This window comes from Pseudonocardia acidicola (genome assembly GCF_012911935.1).
Lineage (GTDB): Bacteria > Actinomycetota > Actinomycetes > Mycobacteriales > Pseudonocardiaceae > Pseudonocardia > Pseudonocardia acidicola.
Map to the genome: position 1 here is coordinate 94,089 of NZ_JAAXLA010000009.1, position 24,619 is coordinate 118,707.

Consider the following 24,619-nt stretch of genomic DNA (forward strand, 5'->3'; position numbering starts at 1 on the left):
TCCAACTCTGGGGGCTGCCCGATCGCCTCCCGGTGCGCCGCACAGCAGCCTTCTCCCCAACGCACATCACGCCGCACCACGGCGCCGACGAAGTGAGGGGAACGCCGTGCCCATCATTTCCGTTCCCGAGGCCTTCAACGAGGACGGGCTGTTCGTCGACCTTCAGCCGGTCTTCGGGCAGTCGCTGTTCCTGAAGTGCGAGGGCTTCAACTTCGCCGGCTCGGTCAAGCTCAAAGCCGCCAACGAGATGGTTGCGGCCGCCGAGCGGGAGGGCGTCCTGCGGCCCGGGGCGGTCCTGATCGAATCCTCGTCGGGCAACCTGGGCGTGGCGCTGAGCACGATCGCGGCGAGCAGGGGCTACCAGTTCCTGTGCGTGACCGACTCCCGATGCAACCTGGCGACTCGGCTGCTGATGGAGGCGCTGGGCGCCCAGGTGCACGTCATCACCGAGCCCGATCCGGTCGGCGGCCTGCTCGGCGCGCGGATAAACCACATCCGCGCCCTGTGCGCCTCCGACGACCGGTACGTGTGGCTCAACCAGTACACCAATCCCAACGCCTGGAAGGCGCACTACCGCACCACCGCGCCGGCGATCGCCCGCCAGTTCCCCGAGCTGGACGTGCTGTTCCTCGGAGCCGGCACCACCGGCACACTGATGGGCTGCGCCCGCTACTTCCAGCAGTGGCACCCGTCGGTGCGGGTGGTCGCCGTCGACAGCGTCGGGTCGGTGAGCTTCGGGGGCCCGCCTGGCCGCCGGATGATTCCCGGTCTGGGCATGGGTGTCCGCCCGCCGCTGCTCGACGATTCCTACATCGACGAAGTGATCATGGTGGACGAGGCCGACGCCATCCGCACCTGCCACCGCCTGGCCCGACGCGGATTCCTGTTCGGCGGCTCCACCGGCACCGTCGTCAGCGGCGCGATGGGCTGGCTGGCCGAGCACGAGGGGCAGGGGCTGACCGCGGTGGCCCTCGCCCCGGACCTGGGCGAGCGCTACCTCGACACCATCTACCAGTCCAACTGGGTTGAGGATCTCTACGGCCCGGACGTGCTCGCCGCGAACGAGCGCGTCGCCGCCCAGGCGGCCTGACCCGCAGCCGGCCGGCCCGTGTCCCGCTCACCCGCGATGTGCACGCGGCCGCCCGGTGCCACGCCGAGACGGCCTAGTCGACGGTCACCGGACGGCCGGATTCCACCGCCGGGCAGCTGGTCCGGACCGGGCACCGCTCACAGTCCGGCCCCACCCGTGCGAGAAACGCGGCGCCCGCGGTCTCCTCGGCGCAGTGCCGCACGGTCTCCCGCCACCGGTCCAGGCCGGCCGCGTCCAGCGGGGGCTGGGCCGGCTCCTTCGGTTGGCCACCGGCCTTGCGGTCGGCGAGGTAGACCAGCCGGGCCCCGCCGGGCGCGACGCCGGTGTCGAGCAGCTCGCCGAACGCGCCGAGTGCCGCGGCGAGCTGGTAGACGGCCAACTGGGGGTGCTCGGCGGCCTGCCGGGCCGTCACCGCGGTCTTGCCGGTCTTGATGTCGACGACCACCGGCCGGCCCTGGGCATCGACCTCCAGCCGGTCGACCCGGCCGCGCAGCCGCAGCCAGGGGCCGCCCTTGCGGGCGGCGCCGTCCGGGTCGGGGCCGTCGACGCCGTCCGGGTCGGGGCCGGCCAGGTCGAGCTGCACCGGTTGCTCGACGGCCACCAGCTGCAGGCCCTCGGCCCGGCTGGAGCGCACCCAGCCGTCGAACGCGGCCAGCATCGCGCGCACCCGGACCAGCTCCCGGCGGCCGAACCAGGGCGCGCCGGTGTCGAGCCGCGACCACGCCGAGCGCAGTGCGGTCTCCAGCTCCGCGGTGTCGGCGCCGGCCGCGCTGGCCTGCACCAGGGCGTGCACCAGCGACCCGGTGACCGCGGCGAGCGCGCCGACCTCACCGCCGCCGTGCCGTTCCAGCACCCAGCGCAGCGGGCACGCGACGATCTTCTCCACGTCCGACGGGGACACCGGGATGACCTCCCCGGGCACCCGCAGCGGCGCCTCGGTGGACGGCGGGGCGACGCCGTACCAGTCGTCGGGGTGGGCGCCGGGGACACCGTCGGCGGCGAGCCTGGCCAGCTGCGTCGCGGCGCGCCGGCGCCGCTGCGCCCGGGCCGGGTCGCCGTTGTCGGGTTCGCACACCGCACGGCGCAGCTCGCCGACCAGTTCGGCCAGCACGAGCGCCCGGCCGGGCCGGTGCACCACGCGGCCCTCGGCCGGGCCCGCGGGCAGCGGGTCGAGCTCGTCGAGGAACCGGGAGGGCTGCTCGTCCTCCCCCTGCACCGCGCTCACCAGCAGCTTCTGCTTCGCCCGGGTGCACGCGACGTAGAACAACCGCCGTTCCTCGGCCAGCAGCGGCGCCACCCGGGACACGGTGTCGGCGGCCGCACCGGGCTCGGCGACGCCCGCCATCAGGTCGACGAGCCGCTCGGTGCCCAGCAGGCTGCCGCGCAGCCGCAGGTCGGGCCAGCTGCCCTCCTGGACGCCCGGCACCGCGACGACCTGCCACTCCCGGCCGCGCGCCGCGTGCGCGGTGAGCAGCGAGACCGCCTCGCCGCGGGGCGCCCGCGGAGCCAGCGTGTCGCCCGGGAGCTGCTGGTCGGTGAGGTACTCGGTGAACCCGGCGACATCGGCGCCCGGCAGCCGGTCGGTGTAGCGGGCCGCGGCGTCGAACAGCGCGAGAACGGCGTCGAGGTCACGGTCGGCGGCCGCGCCGACCGGCCCGCCCCGGGCGCTCGCCTCGCTCCAGCGCTGCGCGAGGCCGGTCTGCTGCCAGACCCGCCAGAGCACCTCTTCGACGGTCTGCCCGTCGCGCGCCGCCGCCGCCGCCGCGGCCAGCAGGGCGCCGACCTTGCGCAGCGGCGCGGTCTCGTTCGCCGGCAGCGCGGCCAGCGGGTCGGGGTGGCCGTGCGCAGCCGAGCGCAGCGCCTCGACCAGCAGCGGGTCGCTGCCGGAGCGCTCGGCGTCGGCGGCCAGGCCCGCCGCGGTTCCGGTGACCGCAGCGGCTCCGTTCGTCGCAGCGGTGCCGTCAGCGGGCGGAGCTCCGTGGGCCGGCCCGGCTCCGGCGGATCCGGCCGCCTCGGCCCCGGCGCCGCCGGGCACCGGCCGATCGGGTGCGCCCGCCCCGCCCCGCTGCCCGGCCGCGTGCAGCCGCAGCAGCCCGCGGCGCAACCGGCGCATCCGCATGGGGTCGCCCGATCCCAGTGCCGAGGTGAGCAGCGCGGCGGCCGCGTCGGCGTCGATCTCCCCGGGCCGGACGGCGTAGCGCAGCACCATCAGCAGGGGCAGCACCGCGGGCTGACGGGCCAGCGGCAGCTCGTCGGGCGGCGCGGAGATGGGCACTCCGGCAGCCACCAGCGCACGGCGCAGCGCGGGCAGCGACCGGCGGGTGGAGCGGGCCAGCACGGCCATCTCCGACCAGGGCACCCCGTCGTTGAGGTGTGCCCGGCGCAGCTGGTCGGCGATCCAGCCGGCCTCGCTGGCCGTCGAGGAGAAGACCCTGACCAGCACCGAACCCGGTTCCGGTGCGTCGGCGGGGACGTCGCGCGGCGGCGCGACGCGCTCCCGGCCCTCGCCGGCGCCGGGCAACCGGGCCACCAGCCGGGCCGCGGCGGCACGCAGTTCGTCGGCGCTGCGGTGGTCGATGGTGAGCAGCGCCGTCTCCGCATCGACGGCGCGCAGCCCGCTCGGATCGGCACCGCGGAAGTTGAGCACCGCCTGGTCGGGGTCACCGGCCAGCAGGGTCGTCTCCGCGGTCAGCCCGAGCACCCGGACGAGCTCCATCTGCTGCGGGTCGAGGTCCTGCGCGTCGTCGACCAGCAGGTGCCGGACGCGTTCGCGCTCGGCGGCGAGCAGCTCCGGATCCGACGCCAGCGCGTCGAGCGCCGCGGCGACGAGCTCCGCGGAGTCGAGCGCGGGCGCGGTGGCCTGCGGCGCCCCCCGGCCCGCGGCCCCGCGCAACAGGATGACGTGCTCGTAGCTGCGGAAGAAGCGGCCCGCGGCCGTCCACTCCGGAACATCGTGCCGGTGGCCCAGCTCGGTGAGCTCGTCGGGACCGAGACCGCGCTCGGCGGCGCGCAGCAACAGTTCGCGCAGCTCGGCGGCGAACCCCGGCAGGCCCAACGCCGGACGCAGCCGATCGGGCCATCCGGAATCGGGAGCCGCGCCGGTGAGCTCACCGGCCAGCAGGTCGCGCACCACCGCGTCCTGCTCCGCGCCGGCGAGCAGCCGGGGCGGCGGGTCCTCGTTGCGCGCGGCATGCAGCCGCAGCACCCCGAACGCGTAGGAGTGCACGGTGCGGACCAGGGTCTCCCGGGTGGTGCGGAACCCGCCCGGGGCGACGTCGAGCGCGGGATCGTGGATCAGCTCGGTCAACCGCTCGCGCAGCTCTCCCGCGGTGCGCCTGCTGCCGACGAGCAGCAGGATCCGCTCGGGCGTCACACCCGACCGCACCCGGCGCGCGATGGACTCCAGCAGCAGCGTCGTCTTGCCGGTGCCCGGGCCGCCGACCACCCGCAACAGGCCGGCGCGGTGCTCCAGGACCCGGCGCGCCACGTCGTCCCACCCGGGTTCGGGGACCTCGGGGCGGGGCCGCCGGACGAGCTCGGGCACCGGGCGGGGGCGTGCACCCGGGCCGGCGCTCGAACGATCGGAGAGGGCCACGACGGCGATGCAACCACGTGCCACCGACAGTTCGAGCGCTCACCCCGGTTTGGCACGATCACGATCGTGTCCGAGAGCGCTCGCCGACTGCACGTCCATACCTACGGCACCCCGTCCGGCATTCCCGTGCTGGCCCTGCACGGCGTGACCGGGCACGGCGCCCGCTGGCAGCCGCTGGCCGACGCGCTACCCGAACTGCGCTGGATCGGAGTGGATCTGCGTGGGCACGGTCGCTCGCCGTGGAGCCCGCCGTGGAGCATCGAGCAGCACGTCGCAGACGCCCTCGCGGTGCTGGACCGGCTGAAGATCGAGGACGTCGCCGTGGTCGGGCACTCCTTCGGCGGGGCGGTCGCCGTTCACCTGGCCCGGGCCGCGCCGGACCGGGTGGAGCGGCTCGTGCTGCTGGACCCGGCGATCGGGCTCGACCCCGACGACATGCTGGAGACCGCCGAGGAGACCCGCGCCGACGAGTCCTACCCGGACATCGACGCGGCGCGGGCGGACAAGGCGGAGCGCTGGGAGGGCATCTCCCCCGACCTGGTGGAGGCCGAGGTCGCGGCCCACCTCGCGCATCTGGGTGACCGGTGGGAGTGGCGGTACTGCCGGTCGGCCGTGGTCACCGCGTGGAGCGAGATGGCGCGGCCCGCGCCCACCCCGCCGCCCGGGACCCCGACGCTGCTGATGCCGGCGCTGCAGGCGGACTTCGTCGAGCAGGCCTGGGTGGACCGCTGCCGCGCCGAGCTCGGCGACGCGCTCACCGTCGCCGAGGTCGACGCCGGGCACATGCTGTACATGGAGCGGACGGCCGAGGTGGCCAAGCACATCCACGAGTTCATCGTCGGCTGATCGGAGCCCGGCCATGGACGAGGAGACGGTCGAGCGGGTGCGCGAGGTGGTCGCGGCCATCCCGCCCGGGCAGACGCTGAGCTACGGCGAGGTGGCGGCGCGGGCGGGGCTGCGCTCGCCACGGCTGGTCGGCCGGATCCTCGCCGAGGACGGCCACGACCTGCCCTGGCACCGGGTGCTGCGCGCCGACGGGACGTGCGCGCCGCACATCGCGGCCGAGCAGTCCGCTCGGCTGCGGGCCGAGGGGGTGCTGCTGGTCGGCGGCCGGTTGCCCGCGGAGCGGCGCCGCCGGGGCTGACCAGCCGGGCGGGCGCGCGGTCAGCGGAGCTGCGACGACCGTACGGTCCAGGCCCGCCGCCACCTCGGCGACGGCCGGGCGCCGGACGTCGAGGTAGCCGATCCGCACCTCGACGGCCACCTGCACGGCTGCGGACGCCGCGATCTGCTGCACGACCTCGTCGGCCGCGTCGGACCGGCTGCCGTGCGCCACCAGTACCAGCGGAGGTCCGGTCACGGGGCGCCCCCGTGCACGCAGTGCCCCCCGACCGGCACCGGACCGGCCGCCGGGTCCAGGGCCAGCCGGTAGCCGCGTTTGACGACGGTCTGCACCAGCTTCGGCTCGCCGAGGGCGGCGCGCAGCCGGGCCACCGCGGTCTCCACCGCATGCTCGTCGTCCCCGCCGCCGGGCAGCGTGCCGAGCAGTTCGGCCCGCGACACCACGCGCCCGGGCCGTCGCGCCAGCACGCGCAGCAGCGCCATCCCGGTCGGCGGCACCGTCCGCAGCGCTCCGTCGACCAGCACGGCGTGCCCGCGCAGCTCGAGCCGGTGACCGGCCACCGGTAGGCGTCGCGCCCGGGCCGGCGCCTCGGCCTCCAGAGCACGGACCATCGCCCCGAGCCGGGAGCGCTGCGGCTGCACGGTGGGGACGTCGACGGCCTCCAGCGGTGCCGCGGTCACCGGCCCGACGCACAGCGCCAGCACCGGGCCGCGCAGCGCCGTGAGCAGTTCCTCCCGCACCCCGCGCTCGCCGGCCCGCGCCAGCAGGCTGGCCGCGGCGGGCGCGCTGGTGAAGGCGAGGATGTCGATGCCACCGGCCAGCACGGTGTCGGTGAGCCGGTCCATCGGGCCGAGGTCGGCCGGCGGGACCCACCGGTACACCGGCACCTCGACGACCTCGGCGCCGGCCAGGGTGAGTGCCTCGACCATGTCCGGCAGCGGCTCCCCGTGCAGCTGGACGGCGATGCGCCGGCCCTCGACACCCGCGTCGAGCAGGTACTCGAGCACCTCGGCGGATGATTCCGACGGCGGTGACCACGCATCGGTCAGTCCGGACGCCCGGATCGCGCCGCGCGCCTTCGGTCCGCGGGCCAGCAGCGTCCCGCTGCCGAGCGCGGCGAGCAGGTCCTCGCCCATCCCCCAGCCCTCGGCGGCCTCGATCCAGCCGCGGAAGCCGATGCCCGTGGTGGCGACCGTGATGTCCGGGGGCCGGGCGACGAGCGCCCGGGTACTCGCCAGCAGCTCCGTGTCGTCGGCCAGCGGCACGATCCGCAACGTCGGGCCGTGCTGCACGGTGGCTCCGCGGCGCTCGAGCATGGTGCCCAGCTCCTCGGCCCGGCGGGCGGCGGTGATGCCGACGGTGAAGCCGGCCAGCGGCGGCACGGCGGCGGGATCGGAGTTCTGGTCCACGAGAGGCTCCACGGCTTGCATTGTCACGGGAGTCCGACCTGCAGGCACCCGTCGGTCAGCCGGAGCGGATAGCAGGGCACCGCCGTGGCCGGGTTCCCGGGGTCGTCCAGGCAGCGGCCGTCGAGCAGGCTGAACACCTGCTTGTAGACCGGTGACGCGACGGTCGGCACCCCGCCGCGGTCGCCGACGATCCCCCGGGACAGCACCGCGGCCCCCGAGAACGGGTCGATGTTGCCGATCGCGTGCACCGCGCCGTCGTGGGTCCGGAAGATCGCGATCTGCCGATCGCCGAGCAGCGCCGCGACCCCACGCTCGGGCTGCAGCCGGTCGTAGCGACACACCGTCTCCCACCGGGTCACCGTTTCCACCACGGCCGTCATCGCTGCACCTGCGGGAGTCCGATGAGCATCGGTTCACGGGCCGGCACCGGCTGGCCCCGCTCCTCGACGAAGGTGATCGTCGGGTCGGGGGTGTCCGGCGCGTTGACGAACGAGACGAACCGGCTGAGTTTCTCCTCGTCCTCGAGAACCCCGCGCCACTCGTCGGCGTAGTCGGCGACGTGCGCCTCCATGGCCGCCTCCAGATCCGCGCAGATCCCGAGCGAGTCGTCGACGATCACCGCGCGCAGGTGGTCGAGGCCGCCCTCCATGGCCTCGATCCACGGCGCGGTGCGCTGCAGCCGGTCGGCCGTACGGATGTAGAACATCAGGAACCGGTCGATGATCTTCACCAGCGTCTCGGTGTCCACGTCGGAGACGAGCAGCTCGGCGTGCCGCGGGGTGAACCCGCCGTTGCCGTCGACGTAGAGGTTCCAGCCGTTCTCGGTGGCGATCACGCCGAAGTCCTTCGCCCGCGCCTCGGCGCACTCCCGGGCGCAGCCCGAGACCCCGGACTTGATCTTGTGTGGGCTGCGCAGGCCCCGGTAGCGCAGCTCCAGCGCGACGGCCAGACCGACCGAGTCCTGCACGCCGTAGCGGCACCAGGTGGTGCCGACGCACGACTTCACCGTGCGCAGCGACTTGCCGTAGGCGTGGCCCGACTCGAACCCGGCGTCGACGAGGCGGCGCCAGATCGCCGGCAGCTGCTCGACCCGGGCACCGAACATGTCGATCCGCTGCCCGCCGGTGATCTTGCTGTAGAGCCCGAAGCAACTCGGCCGTCGCGTCACCACCCGCCGCGATCGCCGTCCGCGCCTTGCCCTGGAAGATCGCCGGGATCATCTTGTGGGTCGATCCGTTGCCCAGCCCGGACAGCACGAACAGCAGCACGAACCCGGCCACGAACAGCGGCAGCGAGTCGGCCGCGGAGGCGGCCAGCACGATCCCGGCGCCCGCGCCCATCCCGATGAAGTTCAGGCAGGTCACCCTGGCGCCGCCGTAGGCGTCGGCGAGCTTGCCGCCGTAGGGGCGGATGATCGAACCGAGCAGCGGACCGATGAACGTCACCGCGGCCGCCTGCAGCGGGGTGCGGCCGAACTGGTTCTGCAGCACCAGGCCGAACGCGAAGCTGTAGCCGATGAAGGAGCCGAACGTTCCGATGTAGAGCAACGACATGATCCAGGTCTGGCGCTCCCGGAGCGACTCGGCGAAGGCGCCGGTGTCGCCCTGCACCGAGGAGATGTTGTCCATGTACGTCGCGGCGAGCACGGCGGCCACGATGATCAGCGGGATGTAGATGCCGAGCAGGATTCGCGGCGAGCCGGCCCCCGCGGTCGCGATGACCAGCAACGCCATCAGCTGCACGACCGGGACGCCCAGGTTGCCGCCGCCCGCGTTGAGCCCCAGGGCCCAGCCCTTGCGCGACTCCGGGAAGAAGGAGTTGATGTTCGTCATCGACGAGGCGAAGTTGCCGCCGCCGACACCCGCGATCGCCGCCACGATCATGAAGGTCGTGTACGACGTCTCCGGCTCCATGACGATCAGGGCGAGGATCGTCGGGACCAGCAGCAGCGACGCGCTGATGATCGTCCAGTTGCGGCCGCCGAACCGGGCCACCGCGAACGTGTAGGGCAGTCGCGATACCGAACCGACCAGCGTCGGCACCGCGACCAGGAAGAACTTGCCCGCCGCGTCGATGCCGTACTGCGGCCCCATGAACAGGACCATCACCGACCACAGCGTCCAGATGGAGAAGCCGATGTGCTCCGACAGGATCGAGAACCACAGGTTGCGATTGGCGATCCGCTTGCCGGTGCGCTCCCAGAAGCCCGGGTCCTCGGGTTCCCAGTGGTCGATCCACCGGCCCGGCAGCACGCCCCTGCCACCGTGCGCCGAGTCCGATTCCGCCGTGGGCGTCATGGTCATGCCGGTCCTCCCGAATGGTCACCCGTTGCCAGGTGCCTGACGGTAGGAACGGCGCATTACCCGCTCATGGCCCCGTGTGACGGCGAGGAAAACCGGTTCTCAACCTCGGCGGGCCGAGACTGTGAGCCCGCTACAGCCGCGCGGTGACCAACCCGGCTGCCCGCTCCAGCCCGGCGAGCGTGCGCACCGAGGCCTCCGGGTGCTGGGCGTGCAGCGCCAGCCGGTAGAGCACGGCCCGCAGCAGGGCCTGCGGCCACTCGTCGAGGTGCGCCCAGCGGTCCAGCAGGCTCTCCTCGGCCCCGCCCCAGGCCAGCGCGTCGACGACGATCACCGCGGCCGCCCACTCGGCCGGCCGCCAGAACGGCACCAGGTCGAGCACGGCCGGGGAGCCCTCCTCGTCGAACAGCACCGCGCCGAACAGCTCCCCGTGCACGACCTGCGGCGCGGTCCGGACCGGGCGGCGGTGCGCGGCCAGCTCGGTGAACAGGTCACCGCCGTAGGCCGGGTCGAGGGCGAGCCTGCGCTCCCCGAAAGCCGCCGCGACCGAGCGGGACAACAGGTCGTCGCGGTCGTCGAGCAGGCGCGGGCGCAGCACGGTCGCCGTCGCGGCGTGCAGCTTCATCGCGGTGGCGACGACCTCGTGGTGGCGCGGCTCCGCGGTGCCGGGCAGGAACCGGCAGGCAGCCCAGCCGGCGACGACCCAGCGCCCGTCCGAGGACCGCAGCGGCCGGGCCAGCCGGACCCCGTCGACCTCCAGGCCGTCCAGCACCCCGGCCGACCACGCGGCGACCGCGTTGTCCGACACCGGACGGATCAGCGCGTCACCGCACTGCCACGCCTGCTGGCCGGCCCACGAGACGGGCCGCGGGTCCTGGTCCGGCACACCGAACGCGATCCGGACATGCTGCGGCAGGGCATCCGCGGCTCCGGACGGGGCCGTACCGCCCGGGCCGATCGGGAGTGCGGGAGCTGCGGTCACGGTCAGGCACGCTACCGGCGCGATCCGGTCGATCGTGGCTGCCACGCGGGAACGACACGATACCGGTCGAGCGGTCAACCCGCCGAGCCGGCCGTCACGATGTCACGGGCGGGAGGACCGCCGCTGCCGTCGCCGGCCGAACTGTTCGACGCACCCGAATCGCTGCCGTTGGTCTGTTCACCGGTGTTGTCGCCGCGTTGCACCGGAGACGACGCCGAGGTGCCCGGCGTGTCCGTGGCGTCGGCAGAACTGCGCCCGGACCCCGGCGACGAGCTGGAGCTCGACGCCGTCGCGTTTGACGAGCCAGAACCGGCCTCGGCCATCCGGGCGGCCGCCTCCCGGTCGGCCTGCCGCAATCCGGCGTCGGCGTAGGGGGCGGCCCAGGCCGGTGTCATGGCCCGGACCGCCGGGCCGGCGACCGCGCTGGCGATCCCCTCCGAGCCCGATGGACGGGGAGCCTGCGTCCCGGCCGAACCGGTGGCCGCGGGCGCCCGCCGGGTGTCGTTCTGCTCCGCGGCCGTACCGCTGCGCGACCCGCTCGCCGTACCGCCGCTCGACCCACCGTCCGGCGCCGCTGCGGGACTCGACCGGGGGGTGGCCCGCTCGCCGGTCCGGCTCGCCGAGTCGGCGCCGCGCGCCTCCCGGCGGTCGTCCGCCGCAGCGGAACCGCCGCCGCGGTTGCCCGCGCGCCCGGAGCCGCCACCGGATTCGCGGCCCGGCAGCGCGTCGGTGACCGGGCCGGTCACGGCCCCCACCGTGTCCGCGGCCGGCCCGCGGGAGGGCTTGTCGGCGGCCTTGCCACCCGCCCGGCCGCCCCGTGCGCCGGACGCGGCCGCATGCTTGCTGGGCTCGTCCTCGGCCGTCTCGCCGGCGTCGACCCCGGTCCCGCCGCCCACCACACCACCCACCGCACCGACCACGGCACCGACCGGCCCGCGATCACCGGACTCCCCCGCGCCGCGTTGGCGGCGCTCCTCGCGGGTTTCGTCGCGCGGGCCCCGCGGGTCGGGCGGGCCGCTGGTTCCGACCTCGGCGCGCGGACGGGTGTCCTCCTCGTCGCGGCCGCCGATGGCCTCGGGGCGCCGGGTGGTGGCCGGCCCGGTCGGCGCGCCGCCGCTCCCGGGGTCCTTGCTCAGGGCCAGCACCGCGTCGCTGACCTCGGTCGTGCGCCGGCTGTCCTCGGGCAGTGCGGTGCGCCGCGCGCTCTGCACGCCGTCGGCGAGGCTGCGCAACTCCTCGCGCTTGGCGTCGCGCTGCCGGATCCGGATGTCGCGCTGCTCGTTCAGCGCGGCGATGGCGGCGGCCTGCTCCGGGGAGCGCCGGCCCTCCGGCGGCAGGTCGGCGAGCGCCTTCTCGATCGCCGCCAGATGCTGCTCGGCGAGCTTGAGCTCGTCGGCGGTCTGCTCGAGCGACCGGTAGGCGGCGAGCTGGGACTGCAGGGTCGCGCGCTGGCGTTCGAGCAGCGCTTTGCGCTCGCGCAGCGCACGGACCGGGGCGGGCGGGCCGCCCACACGGCGGCTGTCCGGGACCCGGCTCCAGGTCTCCTCGGTCTGCGCGATCGTGTCGAGCTGCCGGTTGACCGAGGACAGCGCCACCTGCGCGCGGGCCGCCCACTGCTCCTCGGTGGCCTCCTCCGGGGCGGCCCGGACGGGAGTCTCGGCGGGCGCGGGCGACTCGGAGGCGGTGATCGAGTAGCCGCCGACCAGCAGCCCGGCGGCGCCGAGCACGGCGAGGGCGCGCCGGCGCCGGGGCTGGTCGCCGGGCCGTGGGCCGCGCAGCCGGGGCACCGCACGGCGGCGGGCGCGTGGCGGCGGGCCGGGCGGCGACGCCGCCGGTGCCGGTCGGTGCACGCCCGCCGCGGACCGGACCATCGACTCCTCGGGCTCGCGCAGCCAGGGCAGGGCTTCGGCGAGGCGGGCGTCGCCCTCGGACTGCGCGGAGGCCCGCCGGGCCTGCCGGGCCGCGGACCGGTGCGCCGCGGTGCAGTACCGCCGCTCCGGCCGGCCCGGGATGATCTCGATCACCACGTCACACCCGGGCAGGGCACATCGTCTCGCGTCGTCGTCCACCACTGCGACCCCCATCGCCACCGAGGACGGGGCGCGCACCCCGTCAGGTCACCGTGGCTGCGCTCCCGCACCCCAACGCCGCGGCGTCCAAGGATCCGTATTGATCATTCGGCACGGGAAAGGTACTCGGACAAATCGGCCTTTGTCACTGCTCCAACCGGAGCGGAAAGACCAGGTCAGCGTGACCGAGAGTGAAGGTGTGACGGGCCGTAGCCGTCCGGCGCCGACCGCTACGGAGCGAGACGCCGCCCAACGGCCGCGCCGCCCGCCCGGCGAACGGGACGGACGGCGCGGCGGCGATCGCCGGATCGGCGGAGCGGATCAGTACGTCGGCAGCGAGGGGTCGACCTGCTTGGCCCAGGCGAGCACACCCCCGCCGACGTGCACGGCGTCGGCGAAGCCGGCCTTGTGCAGCGCGGCGAGCGCCTCCGCCGAGCGGCCGCCGGACTTGCAGTGCAGCACGACGGGCTTGTCCTGCGGGATCTCCGCCAGGGCCTCACCGGACAGGATCCGGTCCTTGGGGATCAGCACGGCGCCGGGGATGCTGACGATCTCGTACTCGTGCGGCTCGCGGACGTCGATCAACGCGAAGTCCTTGCCCGCGTCCATCATCTCCTTGAGCTCGGTGGCCGTGATCGTGTGCCCGGCGGCCGCGGACTGCGCGTCGTCGGACACCACACCACAGAACGCGTCGTAGTCGATGAGCCCGGTGATCGGCTCGGACCCGGGGTCCTTGCGGATCTTGATGGTGCGGTAGCTCATCTCCAGGGCGTCATAGACCATCAGCCGGCCCAGCAGCGGCTCGCCGATGCCGGCGATGAGCTTGATCGCCTCGGTGACCATGACCGACCCGATCGACGCGCACAGCACGCCGAGCACGCCGCCCTCGGCGCAGGACGGCACCATGCCGGGCGGCGGCGGCTCGGGGTAGAGGTCGCGGTAGTTCAGGCCGCCGTTCGGGGCATCCTCCCAGAACACCGACACCTGGCCCTCGAACCGGAAGATCGAGCCCCAGACGTACGGCTTGCCCAGCAGCACCGCGGCGTCGTTCACCAGGTACCGGGTGGCGAAGTTGTCCGTGCCGTCCAGGATCAGGTCGTAGTCCCGGAAGACGTCGAGCACGTTCGACGAGTCGAGCCGCAGCTGGTGCAGCTTCACCTCGACGAGCGGGTTGATCTCCTTGATGGAGTCGCGGGCCGACTCGGCCTTCGGCCGGTCGATGTCGGACTGGCCGTGGATCACCTGACGCTGCAGGTTCGACTCGTCCACGATGTCGAACTCGACGATCCCGAGGGTGCCCACGCCCGCTGCGGCCAGGTACAGCAGGGCCGGCGAGCCCAGCCCGCCCGCGCCGACGACGAGCACCTTGGCGTTCTTGAGTCGCTTCTGGCCGTCCATCCCGACGTCCGGGATGATGAGGTGACGGCTGTAGCGGGCAACCTCTTCCTTGGTCAGTTCGGCGGCCGGCTCCACGAGCGGCGGTAGCGCCATGTCGATGCTCCTCGGGTCACTTCTGCGATCGGCGTTCTCGTCCTGTAGCGGCAACGCACGGGTCAGCCGGGATCTTCCCACCGTTGCGTGGCCACTGCGTCCCACATCCCGGCAACCGCCCTGGCCACGACCTCGGGTGCCTCGATCTGTGCGATGTGTCCCACACCCGGCAGCATCAGCAGTTTCCCGCGGCGCAGCGAGCGGACCGTCCGGGCGGCCAGCCGGGGAGCCACGAGCCGGTCCTTGTCACCCCAGATGACGAGCGTCGGTGCCGTCACCCGGGCGGCCGCCGTCCACAGGCCGCGGCCCGCCCAGCTCGCGAACATGCCCAGCGCCGTCCGGGTGGCCGCCTCCGCCGCCCACTCCTGCCGGCCGCGGGCGACGATCTCCGCGGCGGCCTCGTCGAGCCGGTGCCCGGGGGCCAGCGACGGGTCGCCGAAACAGAGCCGGACGACCTGCTCGGCGCGGGTGCGCGGGCTCGCCGCGGCGAGCTGGGCGCGGGCCCGGCGACCCAGTCCCGGGACCATGGCCAGTGCCATCCGCGGGTCCGACATCCGCCGCGGGTCCGGCCTGCGGTCGGGCATCGCGGGCGAGACCAGGGTCAGCGTCTTCACCAGCTCCGGGCGCCGGGCCGCGACGACCAGACAGATCGCCCCGCCGAGGGAGTTGCCCAACAGGTGTACCGGGCGACCGCGGCCGGCCAGGAAGCACAGCAGCGCGTCGGCGTGCGCGGCCGGGGAGTAGTCGCGCGAGGCCAGCGGCCGGGACAGTCCGAACCCGGGCAGGTCGACGGCGGTGCCCGCGGCCCGCAGGGCGAGCAGCCCGGCGAGGTCGGTCCAGTTGGTCGCAGACCCGGAGAGCCCGTGCACGTAGACCGCGTCGGTGCCGTCCTCCGGCCCGGCGGTCTCCCGTATGTGCAGGGTCACCCCGCCCGAGGTGACCTCCCGGCCGGGCCAGGGCCGCCGGTACGGGTCGAGCGGAGGCAGGGAGGCGGCGTCGGCGAGCGGCACGGTGCCCGGCACCCGGGTGACGGGTGGGCGAACGGGACGCAGCGCGGCGGAGGACACCCCACGACGATGACATGGATCGGCCCGGTACCGGGTACCGGGCGCCGACCGCGCGGGTAGGATACCCCCCCATAGTATGGGCGCGGGAGACCGGTCACCTCCGCCCGCCGGGGCTCACGTCCGCCCGCCGGGGCTATCGAAGCGCCGCCCGCCGCGTTGTACAGATCGACGCTGCCGGCGAGGAGGAGACCCGCGATGAACACGGCCGCCAGGCTGACCGGATACGCAGCCACGCTCGTCCTGGTGTTCGCAGCGGCCTGGGGCGCCGGCACCACGGTCGGCCGCGAGATCGCGCCCACCGCGCTGACCGGCGGCGATGCCACGGCCGGGCACGGTGCCCCGCACGACCACGGCGGCGCACCGTCGCCGACCTCGCTGGGTCTGGCCAGCACCCAGGCCGGCTACACCCTCGTCCCGGAGAACACCACGTTCGAGATCGGCACGACCGCGGAGTTCGCCTTCCGCATCACCGGCTCCGACGGCAGGCCGGTGACCGCGTTCGACGTCGTGCACGACAAGCAGCTGCACCTCGTGGTGATCCGCCGCGACATCGCCGGTTTCCAGCACCTGCACCCCACGCTCGGTTCGGACGGCGTCTGGCGCACCCCGCTGACGCTGCCCGGCGCCGGCGTGTGGCGGGCGTACGCCGACTTCACCCCGACCGGCGGCCCACCGCTGATCCTCGGCGTCGACCTGTTCGTCCCCGGCCCGTTCGGGCCGTTCAGCTTCCCGCCGACCCGGGTGGCCGAGGTCGACGGCTACCAGGTGCGCCTGGACGGCGCACTCACCCCGGGCGGCCCGGCGCCGATCTTCGCGACGATCAGCAAGAACGGTGCCCCGGTGACCGACCTCGAGCCCTATCTCGGCGCGTTCGGCCACCTGGTCGCGCTGCGCGAGGGTGACATGGCCTACCTGCACGTGCATCCGGACGCCGTCGAACCGGCTCCGACCGACCGGTCCGGGCCCGGCATCGCCTTCACCGCCGACGTGCCGTCGGCGGGGACCTACCGCCTGTTCCTGGACTTCCAGCACGACGGCGCGGTGCACACGGCCGAGTTCACCGTCGCCGCCACCCCCGAGGGGAGCTGATCCGGGTTGAGCACCGTGACCCCCGAGACGCCCACGGCCGCGCCCGGGCGCCAGATCGAGCTCGTCGTCGGCGGGATGACCTGCGCGTCCTGCGCGTCCCGCGTCGAACGCAAGCTGAACGGGCTCGACGGCGTCAGCGCATCGGTCGACTACGCCACCGAGAAGGCGCGGGTCAGCTACCCCGACGATCTCGAACCGCAGGCCCTGGCGGCCCAGATCGAGGCGGCCGGCTACACCACCGAGCTGCCCGCCCCGCCGCCGCAGCCCGGCGCGCCGGCGAGCGACTCCGGCGGGGGCGAGGCCGCCGACCCGGCCCGCGCGCTGCGCGAGCGTCTGATCATCAGTGCCGCGCTGGCGGTGCCGGTCATCGTGCTGTCGATGGTCCCGGCGTGGCAGTTCACCTACTGGCAGTGGATCTCGCTGACCCTCGCCGCCCCGGTCGTGATGTGGGGCGCGTGGCCGTTTCACCGCGCGGCCTGGACGAACCTGCGCCACGGCGCCTCGACGATGGACACCCTCGTCTCGATCGGTACGCTCGCCGCGCTGGCCTGGTCGCTGTACGCGCTGCTGTTCGGCACCGCGGGCGTGCCCGGGATGGTGCACCCGTTCGAACCCAGGGTGGCCCCGACCGACGGCGCCGGCACGATCTACCTCGAGGTCGCCGCCGGGGTCACGATGTTCGTCCTGGCCGGCCGCTACATCGAGGTCCGGTCCAAGCGCCGGGCCGGCGCCGCGCTGCGCGCGCTGCTGGAGCTGGGCGCGAAGGACGTCGCGGTGCTCCGGGACGGCCGCGAGCAGCGCATCCCGGTCGAGGCGCTGGCCGTCGGCGACGCGTTCGTCGTGCGGCCCGGGGAGAAGATCGCCACCGACGGGGTGGTCCTCGACGGCACCTCCGCGGTCGACGTGTCCATGATCACCGGTGAGTCCGTGCCTGCCGAGGTGGCGCCCGCCGACGCGGTGGTCGGCGGCTGTGTGAACACCGGCGGGCGGCTGGTGGTACGGGCGACACGGGTCGGCGCCGACACCCAGCTCGCGCGGATGGCGCAGCTGGTCGAGGACGCGCAGAGCGGCAAGGCCGCGGTCCAGCGGCTGGCCGACCGGGTCTCCGCGGTGTTCGTGCCGGTCGTCATCGCGATCGCGGTGGGCACGCTGGGCTTCTGGCTCGGCTCCGGCGCGAGCCCGGCGGTGGCGTTCACCGCCGCGGTGGCCGTCCTGATCATCGCCTGCCCGTGCGCGCTCGGGCTGGCCACACCGACCGCGCTGCTGGTCGGCACCGGGCGCGGTGCCCAGCTCGGCGTCCTGATCAAGGGCCCGGAGGTGCTCGAGTCGACCCGGCGCATCGACACCGTCGTGCTGGACAAGACCGGCACGGTGGCCACCGGTGCCATCGAGCTCCTCGGCCTGTACCCGGTCGACGGCGTCGACCCCGGCGAGGCGCTGCGCCTGGCCGGTGCGGTGGAGAACGGCTCCGAGCACCCGATCGCCAGGGCCATCACGAGCGCGGCCGTCAGGAAGTTCGGGGAGCTGCCCGGCGTCGCCGAGTTCGGCAACCACCCCGGCCTCGGCGTGCAGGGCGTGGTCGCCGACGTCGTGGGCGGGCCCGGCGAGCGCATGGTCATCGCGCACGCCGTGCTCGTCGGCAGGCCCGCGCTGCTGGCCGCGCACGACATCGCGCTGCCGCCCGCGCTGGTCGCGGCCCGGGACGAGGCCGAACGCACCGGCCGGACCGCCGTCGCCGTCAGCTGGGACGGCGTCGCCCGGGCGATCCTGGTGGTGGGCGACGCCCTCGAGCCGACGAGCGCGGTCGCCGTCCGCCTGCTGCGCGGGCTCGGACTCACCCCGATGCTGCTCACCGGCGACAACCCGGCCGCGGCCCGCGCCGTCGCCGCGCAGCTCGGGATCGACGAGCAGGCGGTCATCGCCGATGTGCTGCCAGCGGACAAGGTCACCGTGGTGCGGCGGCTGCAGGGCGAGGGCCGGGTCGTGGCGATGGTCGGCGACGGGGTCAACGACGCCGCCGCGCTCGCCACCGCCGACCTCGGCCTGGCCATGGGCACCGGCACCGACGTCGCGATCGAGGCCGGCGACCTGACGCTGGTCCGCGGGGACCTCCTCGCCACCGTCGACGCCATTCGGCTCGCCCGGCGCACCCTGGGCACGATCAAGGGGAACCTGTTCTGGGCGTTCGCCTACAACGTCGCCGCTCTGCCGCTCGCGGCCGCCGGGCTGCTCAACCCGATGATCGCGGGCGCGGTGATGGCGTTCAGCTCGGTGTTCGTGGTGACCAACAGCCTGCGGCTGCGCCGGTTCCGCAGCGCAGTCGGTGGGGCGGCCGGCGCGAAGCGGTGAATTCCGCGCTCCGGTCGGGTATTTCCGCTCCGCCGGTCGGTTCGTTCCGGACGCGCGCCGCCGATACCGCCACGATCGGGCTACTGGCGGGTAGGGTGTGTGGACACGACAGAAGGAACGAGGGGGCGGGATGAGCGAGGCCACTGCGCCGGTCCAGCGGGGCGCGCGGCTCTCCCGCAGTGCGCGGAGGGCGCAGCTGCTCGTCGCCGCGCGGGACGTGTTCGCAGCCCAGGGCTACCACGCGGCGGCGATGGACGACATCGCCGAAAAGGCGGGTGTCAGCAAGCCGGTGCTCTACCAGCATTTCCCCGGCAAGCTCGAGCTGTATCGCGCGCTGCTGACGACCTACGCCGACGAACTCGTCGGCCGGGTGCAGAGCGCGATAAGCCGCACCGCGGACAACCGGGAACGGGTGCACGCCGCCGTCGCCGCCTATTTCGACTTCGTCGCCGGTGAGGGCCACGCCTATCGGCTGGTGTTCGAGTCCGACCTGCGGGGCGAGCCCGAAGCCGCCGCGGTCGTCGACGGGGCGCTGACCAGGTGCATCGACGCCGTCGCCGACGTGGTGACCACCGACGCCGGACTGGACGCCCCGCGCGCCCGGCTGCTCGCCGTCGGCCTGGTCGGGCTCAGCCAGGTGGCCGCGCAGTACTGGCTCGACTCCGACCAGTCGGTCCCGCGCGACGAGGCCGTCAATCTGATGTCCGCGCTGGCGTGGCGCGGGCTGGCCGGATTCCCGCTGATCCACGACTGACCGGCAACGACCGACCGCGGGCCCGCCGCTGTGCGCCGGCGGGCCCGCGGTGGGTCCTTCAGGGCGTCCCCGCGCCCACCATGGCCGAGCGCACCAGCACGTCGAGGCGCGCCGTCACGCCGGCCACGCGTTCCACCGGCAGCATGTGGCCGGCCTCCGGGAAGATCGTCAACGATGCCGAGGGCAGCGCCGTGGAGATCCGCCGCGCCGCCCGGACCGGGGTGAGCCGGTCGCGCGAGCCGACCAGCACCGTCGTCCGGATCGTGGCGAACGCCGCCAGTGCGGCGTCGCGCTCGTGGGCCTCCAGGGTCGGGCGGAAGCCCGACAGCGTCGCCGGACGGCACGCCGCCACGCACTCCGACGTGATGCGCAGCGCCTCGCGCTCCACGCCCGGCCCGAGCAGCAGCCAGCGCATGCCCGGGTTGAGCATCGCCGGACGCTTGCTGAGCAGCTCGCGGCGGGTCCACCAGCGCGACGCGTAGAGCCGCCGCTCCGCCCGCTGCACCGCGGCGAGCCCCCGCGGGGCGAGGCCGAGGAACTGCTCGGTGGTCCCGCCGCTGGCCGTGGCGACCAGAGCCACCCCGGCGACGCGGCGGGCCACCAGCTCCGGGTGCCGCTCGGCCAGCGCCATCACCGTCATGCCGCCCATCGAGTGCCCACCGAGCACCAGCGGGCCTTCCGGGGCGACCTGGCCGATGACCTCGGCGAGGTCGTCGGCCAGCTGCTCGAGGGTCATCGACTCCGGGTCGACGGCGGCCGAGCGGCCGTGCCCGCGGTGGTCGAACCGCACGACCCGCGGCGCCGAGGCACCACCCACCAGCCGGGCGGTGACCGGGCCCCAGCTGCGGGCATCGAGGGTCCAACCGTGCGCCAGCACCACCGTCACCCCGGAGTCCGAGGCGTTCGCGGGGCCGTCGACCTCGACGTGCAGCCGGGTCCCGTCGGCGCCGCGCGCCCCTGCGACGACCTCCCCCATCAGATGAGGTGCGCCTTGCGCCAGAGCACCTCGGTCGGACCGCCGATGATGCCCTGCTCACGCAGGAACGGCACCAGCTTGCGGGCCGACCAGCGCAGCGTCTCCTGGTAGTGCGGGTTGGCCAGCGCCGCCTTCTGCCCGGCCTTCGGGTCGATGCCGACGCTGCGGTAGACCTCGGGGTGGACCAGGCTGCGGGCCACGACGAACGCGATCCGCGCGGACAGGTAGCGCGCGATCGTGCGCTGCGCCGTGTTGGTCTTCGGCATGATCCGCATGAGCTCCTCGCGGGCGTAGCGGACGTGCCGGGCCTCCTCGGTCACGTGGATCTTGTTGATCATGCGGGTGAGCGGCTGGACGCGCTCGTCACGCATCGACTCGCGCTGCAGCTGGTCGAGGATCTCCTCGACGAACAGCGTCCCGGCGAACATCGCCGGCCCGTAGCCGATGGTCTTGAACAGCCGGCCCAGCTCGTGGGTGATCCGGTTCGGGGCGTAGTCCGGCACCCCGTAGCGCTCGGTCATCTTCGCGAACATGATCGAATGCCGGCACTCGTCGGCGATCTCGACCAGCGCGTACTGGATGTGCTGGCGACGCGGGTCGCGGTCGTAGGCGTAGCGCAGCAGCATCTGCATGAGGATCATCTCGAACCACAGCCCGATCCGGGCGATGCTGCACACCTCGTGGATGGACAGCGTGCGGCGCTGCTCCTCGGTCAGCTGGTCCCACAGCTCGGTGCCGTAGAGCGACACGCGCTCGGGGGTGAGTCCCCACCCGTCAGTGAGCGGGGCCTCCCAGTCGATGTCGATGCTGGGCTCGTAGGAGTGGTCCAGCGACGAGCGCAGCAGCCGCTCGGCCGTGGCCTCCCGGTCGTTGACGGTCTTGACGCTCACGACGCGCTCCTCTCGGTAATGGTGGCGGTGGCTGCGGTGGGGGCCGTGGTGTCGCGGCCGGTGAAGCGCCGGATCAGCCCGGCGGCGATCGGCGAGGCGTCGAAGTGGCCCGCGGCCGCGCGCTTGCGGATCCGGCGCACCACGGCGGGAGCGACCAGCCCGGACAGGTGCCGGCCGAGCCACAGCTCGATTCCGCCGGCCCTGGTGCCCGCGGTGTCGCGGGGCGGCTTGGGCGCCGCCAGCACGCGCAGCACGGTGCCGACGATGTCGTCGACCTCCTCCCGGCGGACCTGGCCCTCCAGCGACAGGCCGATCTCGCGGCCGGCGTCGTGGATCGGGGTCCGCACGTAACCGGGGTAGACGGTGGTCACGTGCAGGTCGGTGTCGTACTCCAGGCGCAGCGCGTCGGCGTACGCGGTCATCCCGCGCTTGGCCACGCTGTAGGCCGACACGAACGGCAGCGTCAGGTACGCGAGCTCACTGGAGACGAACACGACCCGGCTCCTGGCACCGCGCGCGGCACGCGAGGCCTGCAGCGCGGGCAGCGCCGCGGCGGTGACCCGCCAGGCGCCGAACAGGTTGACGTCGATGACCGCGAACGCGTCGGGCTGCAGCGGGCCGCCGGCGTCGTTGGGGATGCCGATGCCGGCGTAGTGCACGACGGCGTCCAGCCCGCCGAGCCGCTCCACGGCCTCGGCGACCGCGCGCTCCACGGCGGCGTCGTCGGTGATGTCGCAGGCGATCACGTGGTCCCCCGCGACCCGGTCCAGGCCTACCACCTGCACACCCTGCTCGCGCAGCCGGGTCGCGGTCGGCGCCCCGAACCCACCGGCCGCGCCGGTGATCAGCACCCGGCTCCCGGCGGCGATCGAGCTGCCCTGGGTCATCATCGGCCCCTTTCGACGCTTGCTGTTACCGGCGGTAACTGTTACCACTGGTAACGTGCCGCACGACACGCCGCCTGTCAACCCCAACGCAAAACGAACCGCCCGGGAGGAACGCCGGGCCGAGCGCCGCGCCGAGATGGTCGCCGCGGCCATGGACGCCGTCCGCCGGCACGGCCCGGGCGTCTCCGTCGCCGACATCGCGGCGGTCGCCGGTATCACCAAACCCGTGCTCTACCGGCACTTCACCGACCGCGCCGACCTGCAGCGCGCCGTCGGCGAGCAGGCCGCCGGCCTGCTGATGGCGCGCATCGCCCCGGCCCTGACCGGCCAGCTCGAACCCGCCGAGCAGGTCCGTGCGGCGATCGACGCGTTCCTCGCCGGGATCGAGGAGGAGCCGCAGCTGTGGCGGTTCGTCGTGCACAACCCCGCCGAGCGCGGCGCCGGCGCCGAGATCGTCGACGACGCCCGGGAGACGATCGCCCGGATGCTCGCCACGCTGCTCGGCGAACGCCTCCGCGCCCAGGGGCGTGACTCCGGCGGGGCGGAGGCCTGGGCGCACGGCCTCGTGGGCATGGTGCAGAGTGCCGGCGACTGGTGGCTCGAACGGCGCACCATGACCCGGGCGGCGCTCACCGACTACCTGACCGCACTGATCTGGTCCGGCGTGGCCGGCGTGCTCGGCGTCGACACCGGACCGCGCGAGCAGCGGGCCGGCGGGCCGCTGCGACTCATCCCCTCCGCCGGCGACCCGGCGGGACGACAGGAGGCCGACCATGCCTGAGCAGGACGGGCAGCAGGACGGACACAGCCACGACGAGGGCTACACCGGGCCGGCGACGCTGTACGTGGGCGGCCACGAGGTGCCGGTGCGGGTCCGGCTCGACGCCCGCCACGAGCCGCACGACGGGCAGTTGCACTGGTTCGGGCGGGTGGACGCCGAGCCCCGGCTGGCCGACCTGCTGAGCACGGGCAACGGACGGACCGCCGCGATCGAGATGAGCACCCCGACCGGCCGCGCCGCGGCGCGCATCGGCGATGTCGACCCGTGGGGTCGCTACCGGGTCACCGGTGTCGGCCGGCCGCCGTTCACCCTCGACGACCCGCCGATCGAGGTGTAGCGCCCGGCACCGGGAGCCGCACATGGCGAGGGGCCCGGCCGGCGACTGCCGGCCGGGCCCGTGGCCGCGGTGTCGAGAAGCCGGGTCAGCTGCCGACGGCGAAGCCGACCCTGCGCCCGTCGGCCGGCGCGATCTCGATGTACGAGATGCGTGCGGAGGGCACCACGTAGCGGCGCCCCTTCTCGTCGGACAGGCTGAGCAGGCCGTCGTCGGACTTCAGCGCGTCGCGGACCAGCGCCTCGACCTCGTCCGGCGTCTGGTCGCTGGACACCACGAGCTCCCGCGGGCTCTCCGCGATGCCGATCTTGACCTCCACCGGGAACCTCCTGGTCACGCAGTTGGGTTGACGAGAACCAGGCTAGTCCAGCCACGGCGCCCGAGTGGGCCGGGTGGCCACCGCGGCGTCCGCCGGGCGCGAACACCGCACCGGGTTCAGGCCAGGCCGAGGCTGGCCATCCGCTTGCCGTGGTTGGACTGCAGCCGCTTGATCAGCGTCGCGATCCCGGCGAGGTCGCCGGAACCGCTGACGATGAACTCGGCCAGCTCGTCGCGCTCGGCCACGATGTGCTGGGCCTGGGTGACGGCCTCGCCGAGCAACCGGCGGCCCCAGAGCGCGAGCCGGTCGCGCGCCTGCCGGTTGGCCGCGCACGCCGCCCGCACCTCGCGTTCGGCGAACGCGCTGTGCCCGGTGTCGGCCAGCACCTGCTGCACCAGCTCACCGGTCGGGCCGGGCAGCCAGCCGGCGATCTCACGGTAGAAGTCGGCCGCCAGGCCGTCGCCCACGTACGCCTTCACCAGCGACTCCAGCCAGCTGCGCGGGGCCGTCGAGGCGTGGTAGGAGTCCAGCGGCGCCACGAACGGCGCCATCGCCTCCTCCACCGGCACGCCGAGCCCGCGCAGATGATCCTCCAGCAGCCGGAAGTGCCCGATCTCGGCGGCGGCCATGGCCGACAGCTGCGCCCGCCCGCTCAGCGTGGGCGCGGTGCGCGCGTCCGCCGCGAGCCGGTCGAACGCCGACAGCTCGCCGTAGGCGATCACCCCGAGCAGATCGATCGTCGCCCGTGCCGGCACCGGCTCTCCGGTAGCGGCGACCCCACCGGTGCCCACGTCACCCACCATGGGACGGGAGCCTAGTGTCCGGAACGGCTGCCGGGCCCGCCCGGAGCCGTGGCAGTGCGCGTCACCCGACCCGCTGACCGCGCCGGGTCCCCGTGGAGGACCCCTTCCGGTACCATGTGACTCAGCGCAGCACCCTGATGGGCGCGCGCACACTACCGGCGGAGCCGGCTCGACGTTCGCGGAGCCGACCCGCAACGACATGGTGCGTACAGCGCCTCGTCGGTTCTCCCACCTGAGCGTGCAGAAACGCCGGTGGTCGATGAGCCGATTCCGGGCTCCTGTGCGCGGAGAGAGGCGATCATCCTGTCCGT

20 protein-coding genes and 2 pseudogenes are annotated in these 24,619 nt (G+C 74.4%); 8 read left to right on the forward strand and 14 right to left on the reverse strand.

Annotated features, from left to right (window positions below; translation table 11 throughout):
- Nucleotides 1-106 precede the first annotated feature (106 nt).
- A complete protein-coding gene (sbnA, locus tag HF526_RS07400) occupies nucleotides 107-1,090 on the forward strand; it encodes a 2,3-diaminopropionate biosynthesis protein SbnA (protein ID WP_169380521.1) in 984 nt (327 codons plus the stop codon).
- 73 nt (nucleotides 1,091-1,163) lie between these two features.
- On the opposite strand, the gene HF526_RS07405 is transcribed toward sbnA, so the two are convergent.
- On the reverse strand, nucleotides 1,164-4,634 hold the full coding sequence (locus HF526_RS07405) for an ATP-dependent helicase (protein WP_338051346.1): 3,471 nt from the start codon (nucleotides 4,632-4,634) through the stop codon (nucleotides 1,164-1,166).
- A 117-nt stretch (nucleotides 4,635-4,751) separates the two neighbouring features.
- Between HF526_RS07405 and HF526_RS34520 the strand changes: the two genes are divergently transcribed.
- Nucleotides 4,752-5,531, forward strand: a complete 780-nt coding sequence (locus tag HF526_RS34520; RefSeq protein WP_338051347.1) for an alpha/beta fold hydrolase — start codon at nucleotides 4,752-4,754, stop codon at nucleotides 5,529-5,531.
- 13 nt (nucleotides 5,532-5,544) lie between these two features.
- Nucleotides 5,545-5,829 carry an MGMT family protein gene (locus HF526_RS07415; RefSeq protein ID WP_169380523.1) on the forward strand — a complete coding sequence of 95 codons (285 nt, stop codon included), beginning with the start codon at nucleotides 5,545-5,547 and terminating at the stop codon, nucleotides 5,827-5,829.
- 212 nt (nucleotides 5,830-6,041) lie between these two features.
- Here HF526_RS07415 and HF526_RS07420 read toward each other — a convergent pair whose 3' ends face one another.
- From HF526_RS07420 to HF526_RS07455, 8 genes and pseudogenes are all read right to left on the reverse strand, one after another.
- The gene (locus HF526_RS07420; RefSeq protein WP_338051348.1) at nucleotides 6,042-7,229 is read right to left on the reverse strand and encodes a uroporphyrinogen-III synthase; all 1,188 of its coding nucleotides are present in this window, start codon (nucleotides 7,227-7,229) and stop codon (nucleotides 6,042-6,044) included.
- 11 nt (nucleotides 7,230-7,240) lie between these two features.
- Nucleotides 7,241-7,597, reverse strand: coding sequence for a nitrite reductase small subunit NirD (gene nirD / locus HF526_RS07425; protein ID WP_169380525.1), 357 nt, complete (start codon nucleotides 7,595-7,597; stop codon nucleotides 7,241-7,243).
- A pseudogene (locus tag HF526_RS07430) lies at nucleotides 7,594-8,364 on the reverse strand (nitrite reductase (NAD(P)H)); the annotation flags it as partial. The gene nirD and the pseudogene HF526_RS07430, both read right to left, overlap by 4 nt.
- Nucleotides 8,357-9,514 (reverse strand): annotated as a pseudogene (locus tag HF526_RS07435) (MFS transporter); the annotation flags it as partial. The pseudogenes HF526_RS07435 and HF526_RS07430, both read right to left, overlap by 8 nt.
- Before the next feature lie 136 nt (nucleotides 9,515-9,650).
- Entirely contained in the window at nucleotides 9,651-10,499 is an 849-nt protein-coding gene (locus HF526_RS07440; protein ID WP_338051349.1) for a TIGR02569 family protein, read from the reverse strand.
- Nucleotides 10,500-10,573: 74 nt separating this feature from the next.
- Nucleotides 10,574-12,607, reverse strand: coding sequence for a hypothetical protein (locus tag HF526_RS07445; RefSeq protein WP_211176875.1), 2,034 nt, complete (start codon nucleotides 12,605-12,607; stop codon nucleotides 10,574-10,576).
- A 282-nt stretch (nucleotides 12,608-12,889) separates the two neighbouring features.
- The gene (gene moeZ / locus HF526_RS07450) at nucleotides 12,890-14,059 is read right to left on the reverse strand and encodes an adenylyltransferase/sulfurtransferase MoeZ (RefSeq protein ID WP_169380529.1); all 1,170 of its coding nucleotides are present in this window, start codon (nucleotides 14,057-14,059) and stop codon (nucleotides 12,890-12,892) included.
- 62 nt (nucleotides 14,060-14,121) lie between these two features.
- A complete protein-coding gene (locus HF526_RS07455) occupies nucleotides 14,122-15,126 on the reverse strand; it encodes an alpha/beta fold hydrolase (protein ID WP_169380531.1) in 1,005 nt (334 codons plus the stop codon).
- Between the two features lie 195 nt (nucleotides 15,127-15,321).
- Here HF526_RS07455 and HF526_RS07460 point away from each other — a divergent pair, with 195 nt between their 5' ends.
- The 3 genes from HF526_RS07460 (at nucleotide 15,322) to HF526_RS07470 (ending at nucleotide 19,318) form a co-directional block, all read left to right on the forward strand.
- Nucleotides 15,322-16,215, forward strand: a complete 894-nt coding sequence (locus HF526_RS07460; RefSeq protein WP_169380532.1) for a hypothetical protein — start codon at nucleotides 15,322-15,324, stop codon at nucleotides 16,213-16,215.
- Nucleotides 16,216-16,221: 6 nt separating this feature from the next.
- The gene (locus tag HF526_RS07465; protein ID WP_420821595.1) at nucleotides 16,222-18,564 is read left to right on the forward strand and encodes a heavy metal translocating P-type ATPase; all 2,343 of its coding nucleotides are present in this window, start codon (nucleotides 16,222-16,224) and stop codon (nucleotides 18,562-18,564) included.
- A 130-nt stretch (nucleotides 18,565-18,694) separates the two neighbouring features.
- On the forward strand, nucleotides 18,695-19,318 hold the full coding sequence (locus HF526_RS07470) for a TetR/AcrR family transcriptional regulator (RefSeq protein ID WP_169380534.1): 624 nt from the start codon (nucleotides 18,695-18,697) through the stop codon (nucleotides 19,316-19,318).
- A gap of 58 nt (nucleotides 19,319-19,376) precedes the next feature.
- On the opposite strand, the gene HF526_RS07475 is transcribed toward HF526_RS07470, so the two are convergent.
- Genes HF526_RS07475 through HF526_RS07485 form a run of 3 tightly spaced genes read right to left on the reverse strand, consistent with a single transcriptional unit; the run spans nucleotide 19,377 to nucleotide 22,071 of the window.
- Entirely contained in the window at nucleotides 19,377-20,294 is a 918-nt protein-coding gene (locus HF526_RS07475; RefSeq protein ID WP_169380536.1) for an alpha/beta fold hydrolase, read from the reverse strand.
- A complete protein-coding gene (locus HF526_RS07480) occupies nucleotides 20,294-21,184 on the reverse strand; it encodes a diiron oxygenase (RefSeq protein WP_169380538.1) in 891 nt (296 codons plus the stop codon). The genes HF526_RS07475 and HF526_RS07480 overlap by 1 nt, the downstream gene beginning before the upstream one ends.
- On the reverse strand, nucleotides 21,181-22,071 hold the full coding sequence (locus tag HF526_RS07485) for an SDR family NAD(P)-dependent oxidoreductase (protein ID WP_169380540.1): 891 nt from the start codon (nucleotides 22,069-22,071) through the stop codon (nucleotides 21,181-21,183). Before HF526_RS07485 ends, HF526_RS07480 begins: the two co-directional genes overlap by 4 nt.
- Before the next feature lie 55 nt (nucleotides 22,072-22,126).
- On the opposite strand from HF526_RS07485, the gene HF526_RS07490 reads away from it, so the two are divergent.
- Entirely contained in the window at nucleotides 22,127-22,852 is a 726-nt protein-coding gene (locus HF526_RS07490) for a TetR family transcriptional regulator (protein ID WP_338051350.1), read from the forward strand.
- Nucleotides 22,845-23,189, forward strand: a complete 345-nt coding sequence (locus HF526_RS07495) for a DUF4873 domain-containing protein (protein WP_169380541.1) — start codon at nucleotides 22,845-22,847, stop codon at nucleotides 23,187-23,189. Before HF526_RS07490 ends, HF526_RS07495 begins: the two co-directional genes overlap by 8 nt.
- An 85-nt stretch (nucleotides 23,190-23,274) precedes the next feature.
- Here HF526_RS07495 and HF526_RS07500 read toward each other — a convergent pair whose 3' ends face one another.
- Complete coding sequence (locus HF526_RS07500) at nucleotides 23,275-23,505, reverse strand: DUF3107 family protein (protein ID WP_169380543.1); 231 nt, start codon at nucleotides 23,503-23,505, stop codon at nucleotides 23,275-23,277.
- Between the two features lie 116 nt (nucleotides 23,506-23,621).
- Complete coding sequence (locus HF526_RS07505; protein ID WP_169380545.1) at nucleotides 23,622-24,308, reverse strand: ferritin-like fold-containing protein; 687 nt, start codon at nucleotides 24,306-24,308, stop codon at nucleotides 23,622-23,624.
- Between the last annotated feature and the right edge of the window lie 311 nt (nucleotides 24,309-24,619).